This window comes from Dickeya aquatica (assembly GCF_900095885.1).
In the GTDB taxonomy this organism is placed as follows: Bacteria; Pseudomonadota; Gammaproteobacteria; order Enterobacterales; family Enterobacteriaceae; genus Dickeya; species Dickeya aquatica.
Window position 1 is genome coordinate 2,556,840 of sequence record NZ_LT615367.1, and the last position, 21,240, is coordinate 2,578,079.

Here is a 21,240-nt window from a genome sequence, read left to right on the forward strand (position 1 = left end):
GTTGTAAATACGTCAGCTATCAATACATCAGCGTTCAGGTAGGAAAGGTCATCGTACCAAGATGTGAATGGAAACATTACTTGATAGAAAGCGCATCTGGACTGAGAAGAATTTAAACCAGATGTAATCTGACAGATACCTGTATAAATAACCGGCAACTGCCAGATCAGGTCGGAGCTAATATTTTTATGGTGGGAAATATTTTCATTTCAACCATAATGATTTGCTGTTAAAAGAAATAAGAACAGCCTGACTTGCATCAAAAATACTTGATACTGCCTATAACCAGTTGTTCTTATTAATAAATAATTACTATTAAATTATTATGGATAGAAATTGGCACAAGTAATACACACTTTCTGTAATCCCTGATTACCATTATCAGCGGATACTCTAACATTTTTTTCTCTGGTACACGTATCGCAAATCAGTTTTGCACAAATTCGGCAGTGATGTCTATGCCATTTACTGACCGCAGCATTGCACACTTGACAGAGACCATGGGAATCTGGAGTCCATAGCCTGTTGCTCACTTGTATTGCTCCAGGCTTTGCTGTGGCTGCATCTGAAACCTTCCAAGTACTTACCTTATACCACATTGCTTCATTTATCTTCGAAGCCGCAACAAACCGATCCCTTATATCATCTACCGTTGGAAAGCTACCTAAAAATTGGTGTACTTGAAGGTTCGCATTATTTATATTCTCACAATTTGCTGAAGGGGAACATGTACCGTAGAATAGCTCCTTAGCAGCCAAACGATTTTCTTTATCATCTCCAATCATCACTTTCGTAAGATGCTCTATAAATTTCACACAGGTAAACTTTTGATCACGTTGAATATCAGTTGTAAGGTTGTATCCTGTGACACCAACTGCCATATACCCTTGATATATCTTTATATCACTATTGAAAATGACCAATGTAAAACTATGACAGCCAAGACAAACCCCATAATAACCGTCTTTATTAAGTACATTATTTATTAACCACTTAAGGCATTCCTCTTTGCTCAGAATGGCTCCGGACTTCCCTTGTTTGTTGTCAAATATTATTTTCCATTCCCCTGTAATAATCTGATCTCGCAAATAGGAAGTTACTTGTCCACATGAAGATTGGAAATTGTCCGCACCAGATGAGAACCGATTGTAAATAGTCCCCATGTCATGGGAAGGGAATGTTCCATTTTGATCAATAAAGCTATAAGCAAGCGTAGTAGGATCAAATATCTTTACTTCCAGCTCATAAGGTTTTATTGCATGGTCGGGTAATGTATTCCTTGCTGCATAAAACCCATCACGAATGTCATTTACAGTATGCATATATCCTCCAGTAGCCATGTATGGTTAAGAAATTTAAAAATTCATATAAAAAAGTCAGAGTCAATTTAAATTAATGATTTCTATATAGCTTAGAGGCAAAATGAATATGGCTATAGGTGGAAACAATTCAATGTTAGGTTAAATGAATGGAAACGAAATTTGAATACAAATTAACTCATGTTTTTTCACCATACTGCCTATTATATAACTTTGACCATAGCGGTTCTCATAGTAACCGGATCGCATAAAACACAGCGTTGGCCGATAAGAGGTATTCGAGTCAGTCTCTGCGTTATTATCTGAAAAAAGGACTAAAATCCGCTATTCCATTCAGGTCAAATGAAAAGGCCAGCCGGGATAAACTGAGAAAACTCAATATCCGGTGGTACAAAAACGTAACGTCGTTGAACGCTGTTTTGCCCGCCTGAAAGAGCACCGCCGTATTGCCATCGGCCAGAGAAAACAGCCAGAAACGACCTGCTTATGCTTAAACTGGGAGTCATTCGGTTATTTTTAAAGCAGCAATTAAGTTAATGATGAGATGACAACAAGGCCGTGTGCATTGCCAGCACGGCCTTGTTGCCAGCATTAGTTGCTGGAGTTGTCTGGTTATCGCCACTGCCGAGACACTGACTTAGCCGCGTGCGTTACGCCCGTAGCACAGCCAGGTAATCAGCACGCAGGCGACATAAAACAGCACAAAAATTTTCATCGCCCCGGCCGGTGAACCGGTCAGCGCCAGTGAGGTGCCAAAGGCTTTGGGAATGAAGAACCCCCCGATAGCCCCTATCGCCGAAATAAAGCCCAGCGCCGCCGCCGTATCGGTCACGGCCATGCGCTGTGCTTGCGCGTCACTGCCACCGGCTGCGGTGACACGGGCAAGGGTCAGGCCGCGGAAAATCACCGCAATCATCTGAAACGTCGAGCCGCTGCCCAGCCCGGCGGTTAAAAACAGCAGCATGAAAATGCCAAAGAACAGCAGGAAAGACCCCGGTTGATTTTCTCCCGGCAGTGCCGTAAACAGCAGCAGAGAGAACACCGCCATCAACATAAAGGTGATGAGCGTGACCTTCACACCGCCAAACCGGTCTGACAGCATGCCACCTACCGGCCTTGCCAGTGCGCCCAACAACGGGCCAAAGAAGGCATAGTGCAAAACAATCACATCCGGGAACTGGGTTTTTGACAGCATGGCAAACCCGGCGGAAAAGCCGATAAACGAGCCGAACGCCGATAGATACAGCACGCTGAGGATCCACAAATGTGCGCGTTTGAGCACCGGCAACTGCTGGCGCAGCGACGCCTTAGCGGTGGACAGATCGTTCATGCCAAACCAGGCGGCCGCCGAGGCGATAAGCAGCAGTGGCACCCAGACCCAGGGCGCATTTTGTAACCACACCTGGCTGCCATCCGGTTGCATGATGCCGTTGCCGGTAAAACTCAGCACCGGCAGGAAAATCACCACGGGTACCAGCAGTTGCATCACACTGACACCCAGATTGCCGAAGCCACCGTTTAATCCCAGCGCGCTGCCTTGCTGTGCCTTGGGAAAAAAGAAACTGATATTGGCCATGCTGGAGGCAAAGTTAGCACCGGCAAACCCGCACAACAGGGAGATGATGATGAAGACGTTATAATCCGTCTGCGGGTTTTGCACAGCAAACCCAAGCCACACGCAGGGAATGACCAGGATAACGGTGCTCAATGTTGTCCAGCGCCGCCCACCGGCCAGCGGAATGATAAACGAGTAAGGTACGCGCAGCAGCGCACCAGATACCGATGGCAGCGCCGTCAGCATAAACAGTTGATCGGTACTAAAATGAAAACCAACCTTGTTCAGGTTAACGGCAACGGTGCTAAATAACATCCAGACACAAAAGGCCAGCAACAGGCAAGGGATTGAAATCCAAAGATTACGTCGGGCAATGTGACGCCCGGACTGGTGCCAAAACAGTGTCTCTTCCGGTCGCCATTCCCGGATAACCGTCTGTCGTGACGAATCTGGCGTAGTAGTGGAGTGTGTCATAAATAACAAGCCTCAGTCAGAAAAGCGCTCTATTCTCACGCGCCACCTTAGAAGGTCTGCACCGGGTAACGTTGATGTGCATCAACCCCCTGACGGGTAAAATGCCGCCGACGCGCGCGCTCCACTTCCAAAGGAGTAGCCAGATTTATAATAAATAATCATTAAATTTCAGATTATTAGCACGAAACGCGGCGCATACCTTCTCGCCGGTTTTAGGGCGCGGAAATTCAGGATTACCCCTTTATGGGTATAGGGTTGTCTACCAAAATAAGAAAAAATGCCCTGGTGGCGTGGGTCGCGGCCTGAGGGCGCGCTATCGGCCTGTTTCTGCGGCAGTTTACGGCTATGCCAACGTATTTTCTTTCGTACAGGCGGTTTCTTGATGTTCAGACGCTTTCAGTTCCCTCTCTCGCTGGTCAATCAGGTGGTGCTGTTAATGCTGCTACAAGGCTTGCTGGGTATCGCGGGTATGGCGGTGTCAAGCTGGATGTCGCAGGGGATTCAGGGGAATGCGCACGCTATCAACAAGGCTGGCTCCCTGCGGATGCAAAGCTATCGGCTGCTCTCCCTGCTGCCGCTAGACCGACAGCACACGCACTATTTGCAAGAGCTGGAGCAAGATGCCTACAGCGAGGATTTGCAGCAAGCCGTAACACGCGAACAACTGGATGACGGATTGATAGCGCTACAGCGCTACTGGGCAGAACAGCTCAAACCCCGCCTGAGTCAGGCATCACACCCCAGTGACGCCAGCGCTGCCGTGGCCGACTTCGTCCATCAACTGGATGCGCTGGTGCTCACTATCGACCAGAAAACCGAAGCGCATCTGCGCCTGGCAACCCAGGTGCAGCGGATATTTATCGGCATCATGCTGCTGCTCTTGCTGTTGACCTTTTTTTATCTGCGCCACCGATTGTTGTCCCCGTTACACAAGCTGATGGCGATGGCCCGAGCCATCGGCCAGGGTGAATTTACACAGCGCGTGACCCTGCGCGGTCACGATGAAATGAGTACGCTTGCCCACACACTAAACGCCATGTCGGATGAATTATCCGCCATTTACCGTTCGCTGGAGCGCCGTGTAGCCGAAAAAACCGCCGATTTACAACAAAAAAACGAGACGCTGGCATTTCTTTATCGCGCCAGCCGCCGCCTGCACACCCGCGCCCCACTGTGCAGCCGCCTGTTACCCGTGCTGGATGAGCTCGGTGAGCTGATCCCGCTTTATGATATTCGCCTGCAACTGTATGAGGATAATCATCAACCACAGTTAGCCGCCTCGGGGCTGACTCATCTGCCCGATCCGCAAACCTGCCCGGATAATCACTGCCCGCGAGCTTGTCACCGGCTTACGCCATCTCAGCGTGAAGAAGGGAAAGCGGTAAGCTGGGATTTGCACGATAAGCTGGGGCGCTATGGCCGGGTGCTGGCCTGGATGCCTGCCCCGCAATCGCTCACGCCGGACCAGCACCAGTTGCTCAACACGCTACTCGAGCAGCTTACCGGTACGCTGGCGCTGGAGCGGCAGTCCAGCCATCGGCAACAGTTGATGTTAATGGAGGAGCGGGCAACCATCGCGCGTGAATTACACGACTCTATCGCCCAATCGCTCTCGTGCCTGAAAATTCAGCTCAGTTGCCTGCAAATGCAACACACCTCACTGCCCGAAGAGGTACAGCAGCAGTTGGCTGCGATGCGTGATGAAATTAACACCGCCTATCGGCAGTTGCGGGAATTGCTCACCACGTTCCGGCTTCAGTTGTCAGAATCAGGCTTGCTGGCGGCACTGCGAGCTACCGTAGCGGAGTTCAACTCACGCCTTGGTTACAATATCGAGCTGCAATACCTGTTGCCGTTGCAGTCGGTATCGGCCCATCAGGGCATTCATTTACTGCAAATCATTCGTGAAGCCCTGAGCAATATTTATAAGCACGCGCAGGCCAGCGCCGTCACTATTACACTGCGCCAGCATCAAGGGCATATTGAGTTGCAGGTACGTGATAACGGCATCGGCATCCGTGATGATGCCTCGCGCCTGAATCACTATGGCCTGATTATCATGCGCGATCGCGCCCGTAGCCTGAATGGCGAGCTCACGATTCAGCGCCTTGTGTCTGGTGGCACAGAGGTCTGTGTTCGCTTTCAGGCAGACTACCGCCAGCCCAACGAATTAACAGGAGAAAACCATGCCTGACCACCTCTCTGAGGACATACCGGATGCCTCCCCGCTGCCGGGCAATGATACCGCGACGGTTCTGCTGATTGACGACCACCCTATGCTGCGTAACGGTGTTAAACAGTTGCTCAGTATGGCACCGGATTTACGTGTGGTCGGCGAGGCCAGCCACGGGGCGCAGGGGGTTGAACTGGCCGCACAGCTTGACCCTGACCTGATTCTGCTGGATTTGAACATGCCCGGCATGAATGGCCTGGCCACCCTCTCCCGCCTGCGCGAGACGGCGCTTTCTGGCCGGATTGTGGTGTTTACCGTTTCCAACCACGAAGAGGATGTCATCAGCGCCTTTAGAGGCGGGGCGGATGGCTACCTTCTCAAAGACATGGAGCCGGAAGATCTGCTGGTTGCGCTGCATCAGGCAGCAGCCGGAAAAATGGTGCTCAGTGACACACTGACACCGGTACTGGCGGCCAGTCTGCGCGAAGCGCGCAGCAGCGATACGCGCGATATTCAACTGCTAACGCCGCGAGAAAAAGACATTCTCAAGCTGATTGCCCAGGGTCTGCCCAATAAAGTGATTGCCCGCAAACTCGATATTACGGAAAGCACGGTGAAAGTGCATGTGAAACATTTGCTGAAAAAAATGAAATTGCGCTCCCGGGTAGAAGCCGCCGTGTGGGTGGTTCAGGAAAAGATTTTTTAACCGCAAAAGGGCAGTCACCGGCCCTTAAACACTGCGTCATCCTTTGATGCTAAAAACCACAGTAAAGCCTCCCCACTTACATTTCCATACGTAAGTTTGCACCGCAACGGATAGCGTAACACCCCCTCATGGTTTTTCGTACTTTATCGCCATTTCGCCAGATATTTCCCCACATTCCTGTTCCAGACTGACGCTGTTGGGCATGTCAGTTTGACTGCGTTTTCACCAGGCGCAAACCGGAGGAGAAGAGAGTGAACGTCAAAGAACGGTTTATCGGGCTGGAGTGGCTGCGCTTTTTGCTCGGCTGTTATGTGATGATCTACCACACAATACATGTCTACCCGCAGCGAGAAACGATCCCGTTTCTCAGCGAGCTGACCAGCATGGGGTTCTTTGCCACCAGCACCTTCTTTGTGCTCTCGGGTTTTTTGCTCAGCCATGTCTATCTGCGCGATGGCAAGCTCAGGGAGCCGGCGCGGCATTTTTTAGCCAGGCGTTTATTCAACCTGTACCCGATTCACCTTATCGGCCTGACGTCATCGATTGTTGTCGTCAGCCTCATGCATTGGCTGGCCATTCCCCCTGACGGCCCGCTCGCCAGCGCCCGTTTTGTCATTTATGACAGTAATGATCCCAGCGTGTTACCCGAAACATTGCGCCACTACATGAATAACCCCGAGCTGGCCCTAAACGGTTTATTACAGCTGTTAATGCTTCAGGCCTGGAACCCCTATTTTTTGACATTCAATGCCCCGTTGTGGTCAGTTTCAACCCTGTTTTTCTTTTATCTGTTGTTCCCTGTGCTGGCTCCGCCGCTGGCCCGCAGTCGTTACCCACGATTATGGTTAATACTGATTTTCGCACTCTATTTGCTGGCCCCGCTTTGGGTTATCTGGCATCACCTGTATGGCACACCCTACACCGGATTGCTACAGCGTAACCCCTTGTTACGCTTACCAGAATTCCTGGCCGGAATACTCAGTTACACCCTTTTTCGCCAATACCGTGATGGTCAGCACCCGCCGCTGAGCCAGCCGCAGCGTAACGCCCTGGCCGGGTTTATCGGTACCTGTTTTATACTGGCAACCGGGCTGTTCACTCACGGCGAACACTATTGGTATTTCCTGTTACACAATGGTCTATTGCTGCCAGCGCAAATCGCACTGGTGTGGTTATTTGCCGACCAGCGCGAGCCTGCCAGCGAACACCTGAAAAACTGGGCCACGCGGCTTGGCGCGGCCTCGTTATCGATTTTTGCACTGCACGTTCCGCTGTTTAACCTGTTCCGCACGCTGGAGCAGCTACTGCGCGGCGATCCGTGGTCATGTTTTTATCACTGGGATGCTTTCATTGACGCGGCAGGGCGCGTTAACCTCTCGATGACCGGTTATGCCCTGTTCCTGTTAACCACGGTCGTATTGTGCATGCTCTTTCAGGAACATGTGGTCGTGCGCATGAAGCTGTCACTGACAGCGCGTTTTCTGAGGCCACGCTTTACACCATCACGCAGCACCGCGTGACAGTTAACCACAACGGTGACGGCACGGATGCCCCTGGTGTGATAGCCCTCTCCGTTATAGCCGTAAATCATTAATTACATCGTTTATAACAATTTCCATTCTAATTCAGTCGCACTTATACCTAGAGACAAAACGCAATTCCTGTTAATGTTTGCCCCGCCGGAATAAAAACTGGCATATCGATGCAGCGGCAGCCCCGCTGAACGGCGTCTTTCACTTTTTAGTCACCCACAGTTTTATCTGACATCATGACACATTCCAAACACGTTCTTTCGTCACTGAGTCTGTTCGTCACGCTCAGTGTTGCTGGCATGTCTGCAAGCCATGCAGATACCGTCTGGTTAACCAACGGCGACAAAATCAGCGGCCAGATCACGCTGCTCGATAGCGGCAAACTGTTTATCAAAACCGATTACGCTGACACCGTATCCGTCACCTGGGACAAAGTGAAAACCTTCCAGACTGACCACGGATTAGTGATTCAGGGTCAACGCTACGAAAAAGGGGTACTCTACCCGGCTATCAAGGCGTCTGAAAATTCACGCGCGATTGTCGCCCAACCGGTCAGTACGGATGGCCAGCAGGTCAGCGCCGGGCAGGAAACGCTGCCGTTATCCGACATTAACTCGATGGTGGTGCCACGCCGTTGGGTGGAAGATTTCTCCTGGAAAGGCAACATTGATGTGAGCCTGGCCCATAAGAAAAGCTCCACTGAAACGGATAACCGTGATGTGACGCTCAACACCCGTCTGCGTCATGGTACATGGCGTCATAATCTTGATGCCAGCTACCACATGACCAAAGAAGACAATGTGGAAAGCACCAAAAATGCAGCGGGTGAATACGCGCTGGACAAGTTCATTGATGAACACTGGTTCTGGCAGGGTCGTTACGAGTACAAACGTGACTGGGTAGAAAACATCAAGATCAACCGTTCTTTTGGTACTGGTCCGGGTTATCAGTTCTGGGATAACGATTTGGGGGCATTTTCTGTCACCACGCTGGTCAACGCCCAGACCTTCATCTATCGCAATGACAGTGAAGATAACTTCTACTCCAGCGGCCTGAAATGGAACTATAGCCGCTTCCTGTTCAGTAAACGTACCGAACTGTTTACCGACGGTGAGGTGGGTCGCTCATTTGACAGCACCACGCCCCTCTACTTCAAAGCCGGTGCGGGCCTGCGCTTAAAAGTGACTGACTGGTCTTCCGTCAGCATGAAGGTTTCGCGCAACCGTACTGAAAGCGTTCAGGGCAACGTCAACGACACACTCTATACGCTCGGTCTGGGCGTCGGCTGGTAATGACCGCCGCCCGCTTTAAGCCATAAGGCTGCGGCGAGAATAGCCTGAACGAAAAAAGCCCGGTTTCATTTCAAACCGGGCTTTTTATTAGCCGCCGACCGCCATAACCGTTATATCCTCACTGAGGCTTAGCCAAGGTTTTAGACAGGTCTTGCGCGATTTGCACCGTTTCACTCAGATAGGCATCAGGGTCCTGATAATCCTTCGGCAAATCATCCAGTGATTTTAACGGCGGTTTGCCCTGACGCTTCAAACGATCGTTGATACGCATCAACCGGCTCGCTTCCTCTTCGTTGTTGTCCTTCTGGCGCTGTGCCAGATTCAGCGACACATGGTTACGCTTCTCTTTCATCTCCTGATAGCGTGCCACATCCTGCTGAATGAACTGGAATTCAGGGTCTTTGGCGATACGGGCATTGTGCTGCTCAAGCAGTCCCGGCAACAGTGGTTTCACATCTCCCATCACCGAATAGCTGGCTGGCTTAATGCTGTCCCACGGTAACGCGTTGTCTTCAAATTTCTCACCGGTATCCACCACCTCGTTGCCTGTCGGCATGATGATATCCGGCGTCACACCTTTGCGCTGCGTACTGCCGCCATTGATGCGATAGAATTTCTGGATGGTGTACTGCACCGACCCCAGCGCAGGCCACTCCGGGCGCAGCATCTGATCATAAATTCGGTTGACTGAGCGGTACTGTTGCACCGTGCCCTTACCAAACGTCGGTTCCCCGACAATCAGCGCCCGGCCATAATCTTGCATTGCAGCGGCAAAGATTTCCGATGCCGACGCACTGAAACGATCGACCAGTACCACCAGCGGCCCTTTGTAATAGAGCGTGTCGTCGGTATCACTGTCTTCACGGATCTTGCCGTTATTATCACGTACCTGGACGACCGGCCCGCTCGGAATAAACAGCCCGGACAAGCTAACCGCCTCTGTCAACGCACCACCGCCGTTGCCACGCAGGTCAATAATAATGCTGCTGACATGTTCTTTTTCCAGTTTCTGCAACTGGACTTTCACATCATCCGTCAGCCCGACATAGAACCCTGGAATATCCAGCACGCCAACTTTATCTTTCCCGGCCTCTTTTACCGACATTTTCACCGCGCGATCCTCAAGGCGGATACGCTCACGGGTCAGGGTAATCTGCTGCGTTTTAGTACCTTTACCGGCGGGCAGCACCTCCAGGCGCACCTTGCTGCCTTTCGGCCCCTTGATAAGCGCGACCACATCATCCAGACGCCAGCCAATCACATCTACCATCGGTTTACCTGACTGGCCCACGCCGACAATGCGATCGCCCACGCTAATGCGTTTGCTCTTCGCCGCCGGGCCGCCAGGCACCATCGAGTTAATCACCGTGTAGTCTTCGTCCATTTGCAATACCGCACCAATGCCTTCAAGCGACAGGCTCATCTCGGTATTGAATTGTTCGGTATTGCGTGGTGACAGGTAGCTGGTGTGCGGGTCTATTTCACGCGCAAACGCATTCATCACCATCTGGAATACGTCTTCACTGTTGGTCTGTGCCAAACGACGCACGGCAAACTGATAACGCTTGGTGAGCGTTTCTTTGATTTCTGCGTCGGCCTTTCCGGTCAGCTTCAGGCTCAACCAATCGTATTTTACCTTGGCGTCCCACAGCGCGTTCAGCTCTTGTGCGTTCTGTGGCCAGGGCGCTTTGGCCCTATCTAAATCAATGACATCGCTGCCATTCACATTGACCGGTTTTTCCAGCAAGGAGAGCGCGTACTGATAACGTTCAAACCGACGCTTCTGCGCCAGGTTGTACATGGTATACGGCAAGGTCAGTTTGCCGTTTTTCAGATCGTCACCCAATTGCGCTTTCTGATCGGCAAATTGCGCCACATCGGAAGCCAACAGCACATTGTGGCTGTAATCGAGCATATTGAGATAACGATCGAAGATCTTGCCGGAGAACTGCGCATCCAGCATGAACTGACGGTAATGAGAGCGCAGGAAACGTGATGCCACACGTTCACTGACGGTCGAATGTTGCGCTTCCGGCTGCAACAGCGGGATCTGCTCTTCACGGGTGATGGTTTCGCTGGCAACACCATACCCGGAGAGCAACAGTAAACTTAAAACGGTTGCTTTAACAAAAGTGTTCATGCCCTGGTTGGCCTCCGTATCAGAACTGCAAATGTTCTGCGCGTACGATCATCGCCAGACCGGAAGCCAGTTGAACCCGGACTCCGTCTTTCGCTATCTCAAGCACAGTGGCATCCATGGCGTTTTTGCCAGCCCTGACTTTGATTTCCTGGCCAATTTTCAGGCTGGAAATGTCCGTCACACTCTGGTGTTCAGGCTTCGCCACACGGGCAGCTTTAGGCTGACGGGGTTTGGATTCAGCAACGGATGGTGAGGAAGACGAAGACGGTGCGGTACGGGAAGCCGGACGAGGTTTACGCGGAGCGTGAGCGGCTCCCTCACGGTCACGGCGCACAGCCCCTTTACCGGCGGGACGTGGACGTGCGGGTTCCGCCTCGCCAGATTCACGTCTTTTCGCCTGCTGCTCGGCACGTTGTGCCTGCACCCGGGCTTTCGCTTCTTCCAGTTGCTTGCGCGCATGTTCGACATGCTGCTGCTCAAGCTCCCCACAGGGATTGCCATCGAGATCAACACGCTGTGCACCCAACTTGATGCCATACAGATAGCGCCAGCTTGAGGTATACAAGCGTAGTGCTGACCGTAACTGTGTTTTACTGACGTGCTCAGATTCGGATACTCGGTTGACCAAGTCCTGAAAAATGCCAATCTTTAATGGACGCGCTTCACCTTCAATCGTAAAACAGAGCGGAAAACGCTCTGCCAGATAAGCGATCACTTCTTTACTGCTGTTCAACTTAGGTTGATTTTCCATGAAATTTCCTGATTACAACGGGTTTGCCAACCAGCGCAGGCATGAACAGGCGTCATTATAATGACGCCATCAGCAATTGCCACGTTATCCTTGTCGCAACATACGAGAATTAATAAAAGTCAGCACATCACTCTGGGATAATTGCTGACACAGCGCCGCTACCAGTGCCTCCAGGCCCTGTTCATCGGCTGCATCGAAGCGGTCATAAATCGTGCTGTCAATGTCCAGCACGCCAACCAGTACGCCATCGACCACCATCGGCAGGACAATTTCGGCATTACTGGCAGCATCACACGCGATATGGCCGGGAAATGCGTGGACATCCCCCACCGCTGAACGCGATTTTCCAGCACGGCGCGCCCACAAACGCCTTTTCCTGCTGCAATACGCACACAGGCAGGGCGGCCTTGAAACGGCCCTAAAACAGCGTGTCACCCTCCAGCAGGTAAAACCCGGCCCAATTCACCGCTTCCAGACGCTCAAACAACAGCGCACTGCTGTTGGATAAAATCGTGATGAAACGATCTTCTCGGCAATCAGCGCCGACAGGTCGTTCACCAATTCATCATAAAATTGTTCTTTTTTTCATTTTGCAAATAGGCAGAAAGTATTTTTACAGCCCGCGCAATAGCTCAGGCCGCCGCATCATGACAGAGAGAATCGGATAAGGATGCTACAGGATTTCTCTTGCCAGCCCAACCATATCCCCCGGATATCACCACGCCGACACCCTGTAACAATCGCGCTAACAACCTCAGCGCGACGAACAGATCCGTTTCTCAGGGCACTAGCGTAGCAGTGATTTTGTGTCATCCATCATTCAGTTACACTATGATAATACCTGTCCTGTTAACCTGCCCGCAGGAAATATGAAAATTTATAACGCCGCCCCGGCTTGCGTGGCGGTTGATGCAGCCTGTGCAATAGCGCCAAAGCGCAGGCGCTGCCCGCAATGTGATGCGCACTTTACGCTGCCAGACTTACAACGCCAGCATGGCTATTGTCCTCGCTGTGACGCTCATGTCGCCAGCGGGCGGGACTGGTCTATCGCCCGCCTTGCTGCGATGGCCGTTGCCATGCTGGTGCTGATGCCATTTGCCTATACCGAGCCGCTTATCAATATCCGGCTATTTGGCGTTTCTATCAGTGCCAGCTTGCTGGAAGGCATCTGGCAAATCACGCGTCAAGGGCACCCGCTTACCGCCAGCATGGTGGCATTCTGTACCATTGGCGCACCGCTAACGCTGGTAACGGCTCTGCTCTATCTGTTTTTTGCTCCGCGCATAGGGATGAACCTGCGTCCGGCGCTGTTATTGTTCGCGCGTCTTAAAGAGTGGGTCATGCTCGATGTCTACCTGGTCGGCATGGCGGTTTCTGCCATAAAGGTGCGCGAATTCTCCGAAGTGCTTCCCGGTCAGGGGTTGCTGGCATTTATTGCCGTGATGCTGTTAAGTTTATTGACCCTTATCCATCTCAACCCGGAACAGTTGTGGCAGCGTTTTTACCCGCAACGCCCGTTGCGAGCGCTGCCTGCCCATGCACGCGTCTGCTTATCATGCCACTTTACCTCGGCTCCTGATGGCAAGGGCCGCTGTCAGCGCTGCCATGTTCCGCTGACGGCTCGCCGGCCTTACAGCCTGCAAAATCCTGGTCAGCCCTGCTTGCCGCCGTTATTTTGCTCATCCCGCGAATTGGTTGCCCATTTCGATAATCTACGTCAATGGCGTGCGGCGCGAAGACACGATACTGTCGGGCATTGTGTCGCTGGCCAGCGGCAATGTCCGGTGGCGGTGATTGTTTTTATTGCCAGTATTCTGGTGCCTTTTTTCAAAGTGCTCGCCACCGCCTCGCTCCTGCTCAGTATTCATGCACAGACACCACGCGGCCTGCTCGTGCGCATGAGGTTACTGCGTGCCATGCGCTGGGTTGGCCGCTGGTCAATGCTGGATTTGTTTGTTATCGCCCTGACGATGTCGCTGGTTAATCGTGACCAGTTGCTGGCCTTCACGATGGGGCCTGCCGCGTTCTATTTTGGCGCAGCGGTGGTACTGACAATATTGTCTGTTGAATGGCTGGATAGCCGCTTGATGTGGGATAACGACAGACGTGGAACAAAAATTGATGCGGAGTAATGTGAAATAGCCATGCAGAACCCAACGCCCTCGGCGAAGCCAGAATCAAAACCCGCCGTCGGCTCTCGTTTTGGCTGCTGCCACTGGTCGCCTTACTCATCGCAGGCTGGCTGCTTTATACCAATCAGCAAGAGCGGGGAGCCACTATTACGATTGATTTTGTCTCGGCCGATGGCATTGTGCCGGGACGTACCCCGGTGCGCTACAGGGTGTGGAAGTGGGCACGGTGCGCAGCATAAAACTCGGTGATGACCTGCGCACCATTCAGGTTATCGCCAGCATCCGCAATGATATGAAAGATGCGCTGCGCAGCGCGACGCAATTCTGGCTCGTCACGCCCAAAGCCTCTCTGGCCGGTGTTTCCGGGCTCGATGCGCTGGTCGGGGGTAACTATATCGGCATGTTACCCGGCTCAGGCTCACCGGTGCGCCACTTTGTCGCGCAAGATACGCAACCCAAATACCGGGTTAACAGCGGTGAATTATTGGTGCATTTGCGGGCGGATGATCTGGGCTCATTGAACGCCGGTTCACTGGTGTATTTTCGCAAAATCCCGGTCGGAAAGGTGTATGACTACAGCATCAACCCGGATCACCGCGGTGTCGTCATCGATGTGTTGATCGATCGCCGCTTCACCACGCTGGTCAAAACAAACAGCCGGTTTTGGAATGTCTCCGGTCTGAAAGCCGATGTCAGCCTGAACGGGGCGACTATCGACATGCAGAATCTGTCAGCACTGGTCAACGGCGCAGTGGCATTTGACTCGCCCGAACCCGGTGACGCCGCTCCGGCTGACCAAAATTACGACCTGTACCCTGATTTGGCACAAAGCCAGCGCGGGGTTCAGATAACCCTGGATTTGCCTTCCGGCGATGGCCTGCACGCCGGGCGCACGCCACTGCTTTATCAGGGGCTTGAGGTTGGTACGCTGCAACGCCTGACGCTTGGCGAAAATCAGCGCGTCACCGGCGAGCTTATCGTTGACCCATCCGTTGTGCCGCTGTTACGCGAACAAACACGCATTGAACTTGCAGCACCCAAACTGTCGCTGGCACAAATGAACCTGCCAGCCCTGCTGGGCGGTGCAACCTTCACACTCATCCCCGGTGAGGGAGAAGCCAGACAGCACTTCGTGGTAGCCGACACCATGCAACACGCGTTGCAACAGCCGGGTGTCCTGCACATCGAGCTGACGGCCAGCCAGAGTTACGGCATCGACAGCGGCCAGCCGGTGATGTTGCATGGCGTGAAAATCGGTCAGATAGCACGCCGTACCCTGACCGATACCAGCGTGAATTTTATCGCCGTCATCGACAGCCAATATCGCCATTTGTTGCATCAGGACAGCCAGTTCATCGCCAGCAGTCAGATCAATGTCAAACTGGGGCTCGATGGCGTGCAGGTTCTGGGGGCCAGCGCTCAGGAGTGGCTCAGTGGTGGGGTCACCGTGCTGCCGGCCGCAACGGCGCACCACAATCCCGCTACCCGCTCTACAGCGATAAAGAAAAAGCCAGTGCCGGTGTCACCGGAACCTCACTGCCCACCACGCTGACGCTGCAAACGACAGCCTGCCGGATATACAAGAAGGTTCACTGGTGCTGTATCGCAAATTTCCAGTCGGCGAAATCACCCGCATCCGACCGGATGCCGAATGGTTCACCATTGATGTGGCCATTCGTCCCGAATACCGCAAATTGCTGAGTGAAAACAGCGTGTTCTGGGCTGAAGGCGGCGCAAAAGTGCAGCTCAACGGCGCGGGCCTGACCGTACAGGCTTCGCCCCTGAGCCGTGCCCTGAAAGGCGCTATCAGTTTTGATAATGTGGACGGTGCCGCCGATGTTCAAACCGCTAAACGGCCGTTGTATAGCAACGAAACGGCCGCACGGGCCGTTGGCAGCCGCATTACGCTGCGCACTTATGATGCCAGCAAGCTCTCAACAGGGATGCCAATCCGTTATCTGGGCATTGATATCGGCCAGCTTGAATCACTCAAACTGTCCGAACAACGTGATGAAGTGCGGGTACAAGCGGTGCTGTACCCCGAATACGTGCGCCATTTTGCCCGGGCAGGCACGCGGTTTTCCGTCGTCACACCGGAGATTTCCGCCGCGGGTGTTAACCATCTGGAAACCTTGATCCAGCCCTATATCAATGCCGATCCGGGTAACGGCGTTCAGACCCGTAATTTCGAACTGCAAAAAGCCACCATTTCCGATTCGCGCTATCAGGATGGATTGAATATCAGTGTGGACACCGCTGAGGCCGGCTCATTACAGATAGGCACACCGGTACTGTTTCGCGGCATTGAAGTCGGCACCGTTACCGGCCTGACGCTCGGCCCGCTGTCTGACCGGGTATCGGTAGCCTTGCGTATCAGCAAGCGTCACGCGCAACTGGTGCGCGACAACTCGGTATTCTGGCTGGCATCAGGCTACAACTTGCAATTTGGCCTGACGGGGGGCGTTATCAAAAGTGGCACGTTCCAGCAATTCATTCGTGGTGGTATCGCTTTTGCCACACCGCCCGCCACGCCACTGGCCCCCGCAACCTTAGCCGGTAAACACTTCCTGCTGCATAACGAGGAGCCGGGTGGCTGGCGTGACTGGGGCACTGCGCTGCCAGAGCGCTAACCCGTCACATTGTCAGTCCTTCACCGCTCGCCCGCGCCATGCGGGTGAGCGGCCTCCCTTCATCGCACTCAGATATGATAAAATCCCGGCTTCGATTGTTGTTGTAACGGAAACCATGCCGTGACCAAGGCTACCTCTTCACCCTCAAGCCCGAATTTCTCAGCACGATGCAGGCCATCATGCCCGCCCATCTAGCCATGGATGAGTTTATCGCCGCCTGCCAGCGCCCGCTACGGCGCAGCATTCGCGTCAATACATTGAAAATCAGCGTCTCGGCCTTTCTCGAACGGGTCGCGCCTTATGGCTGGGCGCTCCAGCCTATCCCGTGGTGTAGCGAGGGGTTTTGGCTGCAACAAACGCACGAGGATACCCTGCGCCTGGGCAACACTTTAGAGCACCTCAGCGGCCTGTTTTACATTCAGGAGGCCAGTTCCATGCTGCCCGTCAGTGCGCTGTTTATGGGGGATGTCTTGCCTGAAGAGAAGCGGGTGCTGGATATGGCGGCCGCGCCAGGCTCCAAAACTACGCAAATCGCCGCCCGCCTGCACAATCGGGGGCTGATTGTTGCGAATGAATACTCAGCCAGCCGGGTCAAGGTCTTGCATGCCAATCTGCATCGTTGCGGTGTCAGCAACACGGCACTGACACACTTTGATGGCCGGGTGTTTGGGGCTGCGCTGCCTGATACCTTCGATGCTATTTTGCTTGATGCGCCCTGCTCCGGTGAAGGCGTGGTTCGCAAAGACCCGGCAGCCATGAGCCACTGGTCAACCGACAGCATCGATGAGATAGCCGCAACCCAGCGAGAATTGATCTTAAGTGCATTTCACGCCCTGAAACCCGGCGGTGTACTGATTTACTCGACCTGCACACTCAATCATCAGGAAAACCAGCATGTCTGCCGCTGGTTGCTGAACCAATTTCCCGAGGCCTGCACCATCGAACCGCTGGACGCCTTATTCTCACAGGCATCTCAGGCGATCACTGAAGAAGGGTTTTTACACGTTTTCCCGCAAATTTATGACAGTGAAGGGTTTTTCGTCGCACGTTTACGTAAGACCGCCAGTGTTCCCGGTTTGCCCGAACCCCGTTATAAAGTGGGCAAACTACCGTTCACCCCTGTCCCGCCGAAAGAAGCATTACCGCTGCGTCAGGCCGCTGAGCAGCGCGGCCTGTTCTGGCGCGAACAGCAGTTACAGCTCTGGCAACGGGATGATGAAATCTGGCTATTCCCCGTCGCGTTACAACCGCTCCTTGGCAAAATGCGTTTTTCACGTATGGGCATCAAACTGGCCGAGCGTATTGCCAAAGGCTACCGCTGGCAGCACGAAGCCGTGGTCGCACTGGGCGTGGGCGGGCAAACGCCGTGTCTGGAGCTCAACACACAACAGGTGGTTGACTGGTTTCAGGGGAAAGATCTCTATCCAGAAAGCGCCACCGGGCGCGATGAGGTCTTGCTGACCTGGCATCAGGCCGCGCTGGGGTTAAGTAAGCCGGTTGGTGCACGGCTGAAAAACACGCTGCCACGCGACCTGGTGCGCGATGGCGCGGCTATTACACCGGTAAACCGGCCGCGGTGAACCTCCTCGGCGGCCCCCGGCTGACATTTTTCGGCTACACTCTCACTCAGGGCAAGGCTGCACGTTGACGTCTTGGGGGCGTTATGTTCGCACTGGTGATTTTTGTCTGTTACCTCGGCGGTAACTGCGAGAGTCTGGTCGCGGGAACCTACATTAATGAACCACAGTGCCTGAGCGCCATGGAGGAGCAACAAATTCGTAACGGCGGCTGTTTTCCGGTGGATGAATTTCATCACGGCGACTGGCAACCCGCTCGTGAATACCGTGACCGCCAATAACCGCGACCTGTCGTCATCCATCACCACCGTGGGCACCGACGCTTTCGCACGGTGTTGCCACTCTCCTGTTGATCAACACACCGGGCAATGTCATACGATAACGACATTGCCCGAACAGCAATAGATGCGCCGCAGTAGCCAGACAATCAATGGCCGACGGTATGCCCGTCAGAATTTTACCCACTCATCGTCTGCCGAATGCGATTTCGCCGCTTTACCTGCACCGTGCGGCGCGCCTTTTTTCTGCGCGGGCTTGCGCGTTGCGCGGGGTTTTGCCAGCAGCAGCGGTGCCTCATCGCTGCCAGAGCGACCGTGCTTATCGTGATGAGAATGCAGGTCGTGATGAGAAGGGCGATCATCTCCCAGATGGAAGACTGATACGGTATGAGCCAGCCGCTGGGCCTGATCCTCCAGTGAATTCGCAGCAGAAGAGGACTCTTCAACCAGTGCCGCATTCTGTTGCGTCGTCGTATCAAGCTCAGACACCGCCTGTGCGATTTGCGAGATCCCACGGCTTTGTTCATCAGAGGCAGAAGCAATTTCTCCCATGATGTCAAACACATGGGTAACTGAACGAACGATATCCTGCATCGTTTTACCGGCCTCATCAACCAGAGCAGAGCCGGTGTTAACCCGGGATACCGACTCGTGAATCAACCCCTCAATTTCTTTCGCTGCCTGTGAACTGCGCTGGGCCAGATTACGCACTTCACTGGCCACCACGGCAAACCCACGGACCTTGCTCCCCGCACGCGCAGCCTCTACCGCGGCATTCAGCGCCAGAATGTTGGTTTGAAAGGCAATGCTGTTAATGACCGAGGTAATTTCCGAAATGCGTTTAGAGCTGCCGGATATTTCATCCATGGTTTTCACCACATTACTGACAATATCGCCACCTTTTATCGCATTTTGTGATGCTTCCGATGCCAGTTGTGATGCATGATGCGCATTTTCCGAATTCTGTTTTACGGTTGAGGTTAACTGCTCCATGCTGGCGGCCGTTTCCACCACCGCGGCAGATTGTTGTTCGGTACGCGAGGAGAGATCGGCATTACCGGCAGCAATTTCTGCTGATGCTAACGCCACCTGCCCAACGCCTGCACGAATGTCGTGGATCATGGTGCGCAATTTGTCATTCATGGCGGCCATGGCGGTAATCAACATGCCAAGTTCATCACGGCGCGTGGTGTGGATAGACGAGGAGAGATCGCCATTGGCTATCCGCTCGGCAACAGACAGCCCGAGTTTAATCGGCGTCACGATTTGTACCGAGATACGCCATGCCATGATAATGCCAAGCAGGATAACCGCCAGGCTGGTAAACAGCATTTTGACTTCAGAGGAACGCGTCGTTTGCGCGGAATTCTCAAGCTGTTGATTGAACAGGTCAGCAACATCGGTATTCAGTTTATCGGCGGCCGCGCTCATGGCCTGACCGGCGTTGGTTTCCTCCTGAAACGCCGCAAGGTAAGCCGGTGCAGACTGGCGATATTGCAGGAAATAATCCCAGCTGTTTTTTAGCCACACTTGCATCTCAGTGGTGAGCTGGCCGTTTCTTTCCTTGATGAGTTTTTCAGCATCATCAATACTTTTCAATGTGATAGCCAGTGTGTTAGCCGAGGGAGCCAACAGCAAATCATGCGCGACATCGCGAATATCCGCCATGCTCTGCCCTAACTGAAACAGCATCACTTGCGTATCTGCGGGAATGCCGTTGGCCTTATTCCATTTGCCGTAAAACGCCGCAAGCACCCCTTCACTCTCCTCCTGGCTGATTTTTAGCCCAGCGGCATCACGCTTTTTGCTGGTAGCCAAAAAGGCCTCACGCGTTGCCCGGTAGTTTTTCAAATCCTGGCTGATGCTCTCCAGATCATTAATGATTGCTTGACTGCCACCAATCGCGTTAGCCTGCCGGAGAATACTCTCCATTTGATTCAGTAATTCGCCATTTTTATCGATAAAGCTGTAATCATGGGTGAACTGGAATTGCACTCTCAGTATGCGTGCCTGGGCCAGCGTCGCATTCAGTTGATTAGTTATCGCCGCATTATCATTATTTTTTGCAACACTACGAAATCCGAATATCCCGGAAATTAATACGATTAATGACAATAACAATACCGATCCAAATCCTAGAGATAATTTTGTACCAAGCTTAATATTCTCGTATTTACCACCCAAAATACTCATAGCACCACCTGTTTTTTGACTATTTTGATTCAGTCGCAGCCGTTATTCCGGGCATGCAGCCATGATGGATAAAAATATCGCCATATCATCATAAAAAATGACAATGTATCTTCCTGCCATGCCTCAGCTATCGGATATACGTGCGGTATTAGCCAGTCAGCGTCAGAAGGAAAGGCTGATAAGGAGCCAAAACCTGCCGATGCGGGCAGCCCAATACCAAGCGGGACGGAACAGCATAACCACAACACGGGCACAGCACAGAAGAGATAGCAGCATACATTTGCCTTTGCTATCACGGGTTATCCCTGCCACTACTCACCACGGAGTATCGCGCTCTTTTTAATGTAGTTTACAAATAGAAAAAATAAACACTGAATAGTTAGAGGGGTATCACAAGTTATTTCAACAAATAACTCAGCCAACGGTTAATACCATTTAATATAAAGATATAGTGATAAAACCTATGACCATGAGCAACAAAACTAAAA

At 52.8% G+C, this 21,240-nt stretch carries 12 protein-coding genes and 3 pseudogenes; 9 read left to right on the forward strand and 6 right to left on the reverse strand.

The genetic code is table 11. From position 1 onward, the window contains the following. Positions 1-323: 323 nt before the first annotated feature. Positions 324-1,322: an FYVE zinc finger domain-containing protein gene (locus DAQ1742_RS11470; protein WP_035341511.1), complete on the reverse strand. Its 999-nt coding sequence runs from the start codon at positions 1,320-1,322 to the stop codon at positions 324-326. A gap of 257 nt (positions 1,323-1,579) precedes the next feature. Between DAQ1742_RS11470 and DAQ1742_RS20955 the strand changes: the two are divergent. Continuing rightward, positions 1,580-1,856: pseudogene (locus DAQ1742_RS20955) on the forward strand (IS5 family transposase); the annotation flags it as partial. A 100-nt stretch (positions 1,857-1,956) separates the two neighbouring features. Here the strand turns inward: DAQ1742_RS20955 and DAQ1742_RS11475 are convergent. Then, the gene (locus DAQ1742_RS11475; protein WP_035341509.1) at positions 1,957-3,348 is read right to left on the reverse strand and encodes a NarK family nitrate/nitrite MFS transporter; all 1,392 of its coding nucleotides are present in this window, start codon (positions 3,346-3,348) and stop codon (positions 1,957-1,959) included. A gap of 382 nt (positions 3,349-3,730) precedes the next feature. Between DAQ1742_RS11475 and narX the strand changes: the two genes are divergently transcribed. The 4 genes from narX to DAQ1742_RS11495 all read left to right on the forward strand — a co-directional run bounded on the left by narX (position 3,731) and on the right by DAQ1742_RS11495 (position 9,051). Next, complete coding sequence (gene narX, locus DAQ1742_RS11480; protein ID WP_035341507.1) at positions 3,731-5,542, forward strand: nitrate/nitrite two-component system sensor histidine kinase NarX; 1,812 nt, start codon at positions 3,731-3,733, stop codon at positions 5,540-5,542. After that, positions 5,535-6,227: a two-component system response regulator NarL gene (gene narL / locus DAQ1742_RS11485; protein WP_051124037.1), complete on the forward strand. Its 693-nt coding sequence runs from the start codon at positions 5,535-5,537 to the stop codon at positions 6,225-6,227. Before narX ends, narL begins: the two co-directional genes overlap by 8 nt. A 251-nt stretch (positions 6,228-6,478) precedes the next feature. Then, positions 6,479-7,747, forward strand: coding sequence for an acyltransferase family protein (locus DAQ1742_RS11490; RefSeq protein ID WP_035341506.1), 1,269 nt, complete (start codon positions 6,479-6,481; stop codon positions 7,745-7,747). A gap of 248 nt (positions 7,748-7,995) precedes the next feature. Further along, entirely contained in the window at positions 7,996-9,051 is a 1,056-nt protein-coding gene (locus DAQ1742_RS11495) for a DUF481 domain-containing protein (RefSeq protein WP_035341504.1), read from the forward strand. 118 nt (positions 9,052-9,169) lie between these two features. Here DAQ1742_RS11495 and prc read toward each other — a convergent pair whose 3' ends face one another. The 3 genes from prc to DAQ1742_RS20815 all read right to left on the reverse strand — a co-directional run bounded on the left by prc (position 9,170) and on the right by DAQ1742_RS20815 (position 12,308). After that, entirely contained in the window at positions 9,170-11,191 is a 2,022-nt protein-coding gene (gene prc / locus DAQ1742_RS11500) for a carboxy terminal-processing peptidase (protein ID WP_067486898.1), read from the reverse strand. A gap of 19 nt (positions 11,192-11,210) precedes the next feature. Further along, positions 11,211-11,942: an RNA chaperone ProQ gene (gene proQ / locus DAQ1742_RS11505; protein ID WP_035341497.1), complete on the reverse strand. Its 732-nt coding sequence runs from the start codon at positions 11,940-11,942 to the stop codon at positions 11,211-11,213. 84 nt (positions 11,943-12,026) lie between these two features. Further along, positions 12,027-12,308 carry a GAF domain-containing protein gene (locus tag DAQ1742_RS20815; RefSeq protein WP_331886701.1) on the reverse strand — a complete coding sequence of 94 codons (282 nt, stop codon included), beginning with the start codon at positions 12,306-12,308 and terminating at the stop codon, positions 12,027-12,029. 503 nt (positions 12,309-12,811) lie between these two features. On the opposite strand from DAQ1742_RS20815, the gene yebS reads away from it, so the two are divergent. The 4 genes and pseudogenes from yebS to DAQ1742_RS11530 all read left to right on the forward strand — a co-directional run bounded on the left by yebS (position 12,812) and on the right by DAQ1742_RS11530 (position 18,562). Beyond that, positions 12,812-14,074 (forward strand): membrane integrity lipid transport subunit YebS, encoded by a 1,263-nt coding sequence (gene yebS, locus DAQ1742_RS11515; protein ID WP_232046457.1) that lies wholly within the window; start codon positions 12,812-12,814, stop codon positions 14,072-14,074. 44 nt (positions 14,075-14,118) lie between these two features. Beyond that, positions 14,119-16,704: pseudogene (locus DAQ1742_RS11520) on the forward strand (MlaD family protein). 143 nt (positions 16,705-16,847) lie between these two features. Then, a pseudogene (gene rsmF, locus DAQ1742_RS11525) lies at positions 16,848-18,284 on the forward strand (16S rRNA (cytosine(1407)-C(5))-methyltransferase RsmF); the annotation flags it as partial. An 83-nt stretch (positions 18,285-18,367) separates the two neighbouring features. Then, on the forward strand, positions 18,368-18,562 hold the full coding sequence (locus DAQ1742_RS11530) for a YdfD/YebW family protein (RefSeq protein WP_035341489.1): 195 nt from the start codon (positions 18,368-18,370) through the stop codon (positions 18,560-18,562). Between the two features lie 168 nt (positions 18,563-18,730). Here the strand turns inward: DAQ1742_RS11530 and DAQ1742_RS11535 are convergent, their stop codons facing one another. Next, the gene (locus tag DAQ1742_RS11535; RefSeq protein WP_180706122.1) at positions 18,731-20,752 is read right to left on the reverse strand and encodes a methyl-accepting chemotaxis protein; all 2,022 of its coding nucleotides are present in this window, start codon (positions 20,750-20,752) and stop codon (positions 18,731-18,733) included. Positions 20,753-21,240 lie beyond the last annotated feature (488 nt).

What these genes read in the sequence shown, in the direction of transcription:
- DAQ1742_RS11470 (WP_035341511.1), bottom strand. Translation starts at nt 1,322, where the DNA reads ATGCATACTGTAAATGACATTCGTGATGGGTTTTATGCAGCAAGGAAT.
- DAQ1742_RS11475 (WP_035341509.1), bottom strand. Translation starts at nt 3,348, where the DNA reads ATGACACACTCCACTACTACGCCAGATTCGTCACGACAGACGGTTATC.
- narX (WP_035341507.1), top strand. Translation starts at nt 3,731, where the DNA reads ATGTTCAGACGCTTTCAGTTCCCTCTCTCGCTGGTCAATCAGGTGGTG.
- narL (WP_051124037.1), top strand. Translation starts at nt 5,535, where the DNA reads ATGCCTGACCACCTCTCTGAGGACATACCGGATGCCTCCCCGCTGCCG.
- DAQ1742_RS11495 (WP_035341504.1), top strand. Translation starts at nt 7,996, where the DNA reads ATGACACATTCCAAACACGTTCTTTCGTCACTGAGTCTGTTCGTCACG.
- prc (WP_067486898.1), bottom strand. Translation starts at nt 11,191, where the DNA reads ATGAACACTTTTGTTAAAGCAACCGTTTTAAGTTTACTGTTGCTCTCC.
- proQ (WP_035341497.1), bottom strand. Translation starts at nt 11,942, where the DNA reads ATGGAAAATCAACCTAAGTTGAACAGCAGTAAAGAAGTGATCGCTTAT.
- yebS (WP_232046457.1), top strand. Translation starts at nt 12,812, where the DNA reads ATGAAAATTTATAACGCCGCCCCGGCTTGCGTGGCGGTTGATGCAGCC.
- DAQ1742_RS11530 (WP_035341489.1), top strand. Translation starts at nt 18,368, where the DNA reads ATGTTCGCACTGGTGATTTTTGTCTGTTACCTCGGCGGTAACTGCGAG.
- DAQ1742_RS11535 (WP_180706122.1), bottom strand. Translation starts at nt 20,752, where the DNA reads ATGAGTATTTTGGGTGGTAAATACGAGAATATTAAGCTTGGTACAAAA.